At 66.8% G+C, this 5,115-nt stretch carries 4 protein-coding genes and 1 pseudogene; 4 read left to right on the top strand and 1 reads right to left on the bottom strand.

The genetic code is table 11. The annotated features are described in order from the left end of the window. The first annotated feature begins 298 nt into the window (after positions 1-298). Both ACZ6IM_RS42135 and ACZ6IM_RS42130 read left to right on the top strand, forming a co-directional pair. A complete protein-coding gene (locus ACZ6IM_RS42135; RefSeq protein WP_319218401.1) occupies positions 299-1,471 on the top strand; it encodes a hypothetical protein in 1,173 nt (390 codons plus the stop codon). A 312-nt stretch (positions 1,472-1,783) separates the two neighbouring features. Then, a pseudogene (locus tag ACZ6IM_RS42130) lies at positions 1,784-2,249 on the top strand (transposase); the annotation flags it as partial. A 385-nt stretch (positions 2,250-2,634) separates the two neighbouring features. Here the strand turns inward: ACZ6IM_RS42130 and ACZ6IM_RS42125 are convergent. Beyond that, on the bottom strand, positions 2,635-2,757 hold the full coding sequence (locus tag ACZ6IM_RS42125; protein WP_319218399.1) for a hypothetical protein: 123 nt from the start codon (positions 2,755-2,757) through the stop codon (positions 2,635-2,637). Between the two features lie 503 nt (positions 2,758-3,260). Between ACZ6IM_RS42125 and ACZ6IM_RS42120 the strand changes: the two genes are divergently transcribed. Next, positions 3,261-4,601 carry an AlbA family DNA-binding domain-containing protein gene (locus ACZ6IM_RS42120; protein WP_319218397.1) on the top strand — a complete coding sequence of 447 codons (1,341 nt, stop codon included), beginning with the start codon at positions 3,261-3,263 and terminating at the stop codon, positions 4,599-4,601. Positions 4,602-4,686: 85 nt separating this feature from the next. Continuing rightward, on the top strand, positions 4,687-4,914 hold the full coding sequence (locus ACZ6IM_RS42115) for a hypothetical protein (protein ID WP_319218395.1): 228 nt from the start codon (positions 4,687-4,689) through the stop codon (positions 4,912-4,914). The last annotated feature ends 201 nt before the right edge of the window (positions 4,915-5,115 follow it).

Here is a 5,115-nt window from a genome sequence, read left to right as displayed (position 1 = left end):
ACTGCGGCGGATAGTTCTTCATGACCACGAGATGTCCGTTCTCAGATCCTCAGGATCCAGTGTCTCGTGTGTCCAACATCAAGGGTCAAGGCCCCCGCGCTGGCCCGACTTGTAGGCCCTGGGCTTCACCTGATCGTGGCCGTTCTCAAGAAGCTCGCTCATCCGCACCTGGCGCCTTCCCGACCGGTCGGCGCGCGTCTCCAGCCGGCCCGGCAGCACCCGACCCGGTGTGAACCGGTTCCCTTCATCTTCCGTTCCTGAGAGGACAGGACTCTCGAACCGAGCATCTGGAGGACCCGTGCCACCGAAAGACAAGCCCGATGGGACCGACTGGGACACCCAACTCCGTGAGGCCCGCAGGAAGGCTGGCAAGGCTCGCTGGCTAAACCTAACGCTGGGCGAACGCAAAATTTCCGTCCAAAAGGTTCAGGCGGCCCGGTGGGCAAACGTGCCGCCTGAGGAACGCAGTGCGGCCGCCAAGAAGGCGAAGGCGACGTTGGGGCCTGAGGGGATCAAAGCGGCCTTGAAGAAGATGGCCGAGACCATGGGGCCTGAGGGACGCAGCGCGGCTGTCGAGAAGGGGAACAAAACCAGAGGGCCTGAAGGACGCAGAGCGGCCGCCTTGAAGGCCGCGGCGACGAGGAGGAAGCGGGCTGCTGAGAGGGCGGCCGTGCATGCGGGCGCGAAGGGTGTAGTCGATGCGGGGCAGGTGCGGGGGAATCTGTCGGGGATTTCCGCTGTGAACATCTACATGATCTACCGGGAGATATTCCCGCACTGGCCGCAGGATCCCCCGTCGGGGCTGAGGATCGCGGTGGACTCGCACACCATGAACGATGCGAAGGAGACCGTGTACGGGGAGGTGAGCAGACAACTGCCTGCGCTTGGCGCGGTCATAGCGACCCTGAACGTGCCGGGCATACAAGCCGAGCCCGTTGCCACGGCAGACATGCCGGGATTCCTGATCGATCCCGGAATGGATCTCACCGATTCTGCCAACCAGCAGTTCTTGCACAGTGCAGGCATCGCCAACACACAGTACGCCCAGGCCACCGCCCTACAGGATGATCTTCTGCGACACTATGCGGGAGAAGACCTGCAGTTACCGCAAGCGGAAACCCCCCAGGACAAGGCCGAAGACTTCCTGCTGGAAACATTCGGCACGGACGTGCCACCGCTACCGCCGTTCCCCGGCCAATCCACCTCCCCAAACGCTAACGGAAGCCTTACCGTACTGCAGTGGGACCCGGCCCGCACATTCATTCTCCCTAGAACGGCAGAAGCGTCAGCGCCATCATTTTCGGTGCCAAATGACACCAGCCGTGCTCACTTCGCTCAAAGTGGCTTCGTGCAGCGACAGCAATCGATTCCACCTGCACCGTCCGATCCCCCCAGCATGCAGCAAGTCACAGAAAGCCTCATTGCACACGTTATCTCCGAGCAGAAGAAGCCGGCCGGACGAAAAAGGTAACCCGAAAAAGCCCTTCTATAGGTAACAACACTTGCCGGTTCCGGATAGGAGAGATGGGTATCTTCTTCCGCTTTCATCCTCCAACTCGACCGATACCTTTCAATTCGGTCCCTGTACCGACCAACCGCGTGTCGGTAGTCAAGTGTCCTACATTGCAGCGGTACCCCATCTCGGAGCCCTCGACCGCAGATCACTCGAGAGGTCCCAGCCGTGATTTTCGGGCAATTTCGGCGTTGTCGCTCCAGGGTGAGGATGCTCTTGCGAGGGACTGTAAATCGTTCGTCGTAACTCCCGGTCATGGAGGATGCATCGATGACCAGTGAAAACGTGGCCGAGCAGGACGCTGTCGAGTCGGCAGTGGCCGTATCGGCGAAGGCCGCGGACGACCAGCTGGTGAGCCGGGCCCAGGCCGAGGGCCTGCAGCTGACCGGCGAGGGCGGGCTGTTGCAGCAGCTGACCAAGTGGCTGCTGGAGTCCGCCCTGGAAGGCGAGATCACCGACCACCTCGGCATGACAAGCACAATCCGGCGGGCAAGAGCGGCGGCAACTCCCGCAACGGCGAACGCTCCGAGACCGCGCTGACTGACGTCGGCCCGGTGGAGATTACCGTGCCCCGCGACCGCGACGGCTCCTTCGAACCGGAGATCCTCAAGAAGCGGCAGAAGCGCCTGACCGGGTCGACGAGATGGTCATCTCGCTGGCCGCCAGGGGCCTGACCACCGACGAGGTCCAGGCCCATCTGGCCGAGGTCTATGGGGCCGACGTCTCCCGGCGCTCACCGTTGCACTCGCCGACAAGCACCGGATAGTCCGGCAGGCGATCAACCGGTGCAGCCGAAGCGTGATCCTTCCCGTGCAGCTGCGCGCCGACGGGCTACGGGCCACCACCGAAACCACAAGGACGCTCGAAGAGCGGCTGCTGAACGTCCTTTCGCGTCGGTCGATGCCCGCCGGGCCGACTTCCTGCGGCCGCTGTCTGCGCCGTCGTCCACCTGGCTTGCCAACCACGAGCTGGAGGACCTCGTGCGGGGCGCCACCCGCCGCGCGGTTGCCGAGATTGCCGACGCCATGCACGACCTCGGGGCCGCGGAAGAAGAACACCTGACCGCGACACTGTTGGCCGGTCTCGCCGGCGAGATCACCGCCCTGCCCGTCCGCACCCGGCTAGTCGGCGGGGCCGGCCCGCATCTGCGGGTCGGCCATCGCACCGTGACCAAGAAGGAGGAACGGGCGAACGGAGCAGACATCGGCGTCGTCGTCGACGTACGCCTTCCAGGCCGTCTCCACTTGCGCACGGGAGACCCTCATTTAGGTCAAGAAGTCCGCCGTGCTGACGCCCGGGTGCGCCGGACGCGAGGACTCCTGGACGGACAAGCGCCACCAACTGCACGACCTGGAGCACAGATCGAGCTCCGTGTACTGGCTGATCCGCGGGAACGGTGATGTTCTGGTGGTCCCGGCCAAGTTCGTCTCCGCCGTCGAGGGCCCCCACCGCCAGCCCCTCCGCCCAGCAGTTCACCGTCGGCTGCACGGCCATCCGGCACACTGCGGTCACGACGGAGCAGTACCTGCCCGATCTGGTCGTGGGCCTGTGGCTCGGAGGCAGCGAGCGCACCCTTCAGACGGCGTAAGGAACCGGCTGCACCACCCGGCCCCGGTTTGCCCTCAGCATCGACATCGTGCTCGGGCACATGGAAGGGTGAACCGGCGTCCCTCATCGGATGTGGTAGCGCCGGTGAGCTTGTGAAACTTGGCGGCGCGCGGCCGCAGCGCAGGTAGATACTGCCGGGGTGGTGAAGGATCCGAAGAGCGCGCTGGCCGCGTTGGATGCCCAGGAGCCGGGCTTCCTGCTCGGCCTACGCGAGACGCAGTGGCTCGACGCCAAGGCGGCCCCGTACCAACTGGCCGGCCCCAAGGCGGTCGAGGAACTCGCCAAGGACGTCGCTGCGTCCGCCAACGGGGACTGCGGGGTCATCGTCACCGGCATCGCCACCCGCCCTGAGCACGACGAAGAGGTCCTGGACCACATCGTCGACCTCGACCCAGCCGCACTGACCGTGGACCAGATCCGCAAGCTGATCCGTCAATGGATCACCCCGGCTCCGCGCGCCGTCCGCGTCGGATGGTCCGGTGCTGACGGCGAACGCGTGGCGTTCATCGAAGTCCCCGAGTGGGCCGCTGGCACGTTGTTCGTCGTGCCGGCTCCGGTGGGCAAGCCCGGATCTCCGCGCACGGACACAGTCTCCGAACCGAGGCGGGACGACGACAGTACGCACTGGCTGCCGCGCGCCGAGATCCAGCAGTTGATTTCCGCCGGCGTCCGCGCTTGTGGCATGCCCACCGCTCAGGCGCTCACCGAGCTCGTGCGGCAAGCTGTCTCTGAAGCCGGGCCGGACGGTGGGCTGCGGGTCGGGCAGGGGCGGCCCGACCACGAGCGGGAGATGCGGGCGGCCTATGAGCAGCTGGTTGACGCGGGGCTCGGACAGGCTGCGGCAGAGGCCTGGGCGCAGGGCCCGGCTGCTCTGCAGGACGTGCACCACGAGCCCAACGGCGAGCCGGGCTGGGCGCTGTGTCTGGTGCCCGGTCGCCCTCCGGCCGCCGTCGCGGAGCCTGTCTGGCAGGCGATCGTTGAAGCGCAGCGGCGTGCCCCGGGCGGTCAGGACTCGCTCACGGCCGTCGGTTCTCCCGGCTTCCCACTGGCTCGGACACCCCCGTGGGTGATTCCGGCCGACGCTCGGAGCGTGGACCTCGACGGCGGATCGTGGGGTGCGGGCCGACTGTCGTGTTCGGGCGGCATCGTGTGGTGGTGGCAGCCGCTTCCCCGCTTCAGCCTGGACCAGGGCCGGTCAGCCGGGATCGGGACCGCCGGTCAGACGCCGGCGCTGCGCTTTCGCGCCTTGGTGAACCTGCCGTGGGCCGACCCGGGCGCGCTGGAGGTCAGCAAACCCCAGCGTACGCTGCTCGAACAGCAGCTTGCGCAAAGCGCGGTTGCCGGCGCGATGACGATGTTGTCCCGGCATCGGGGCGCGGAGTCGCGCGCCGGTCGCTGGGAGCGGGGCCCTTTGGCAACTCGGCCCGTCCCGTGGGGTACACGTGCACGATCGTCCCGCCGGACGGCGGCCCGGCCGTGAAGACCTCCGTCATGCTCGCCCTGCCCACCACGATGGAGTCCACCGTGGTCGGCTGCGCGGACGTCCTGCTCGAGAATTCGGAGGCGTGGGCCGCGTTCCTCGTCCCGGCTGGGACACGCAGCTGGGCCTCGACGAGGTCCAGGAAGTGCTGCTCACCGCGTGGGAGACGGCTGTGGAGCTGCTGCCCGGTGTCGTCGGCATCCCGGCCGGGCTGTCTCGGGCCGCCCCGCCCACCACCGAACTGCGGCTCACGTGCGAACAGCCCGCCGACAACGGCGTCCTGCCGGATCTGGACACGCACGTCACGACCTGACGCCGCTGGACCCCAACGACGGCGACCCCAGGTCGCAGATTGCCGTCACCATCATCACGGCGCCCTCCATGGTCCGCGCACAGCGCCAGCGCCTGCTGCGGGAGGCGCTAGTCTTCTGAGTCAGGAATTCTGTTCAGTTGTGTAGGGTTGCCTGGTGGCGCGTACTGGGCGGCCGAAGGCCGAGTTGATCCTGTCGGATGC

It is taken from the genome of Streptomyces sp. NPDC042336 (assembly GCF_055581985.1).
Note: the sequence above shows the minus strand (reverse complement) of the source record. Positions and strands in the feature narration are given on the sequence as shown.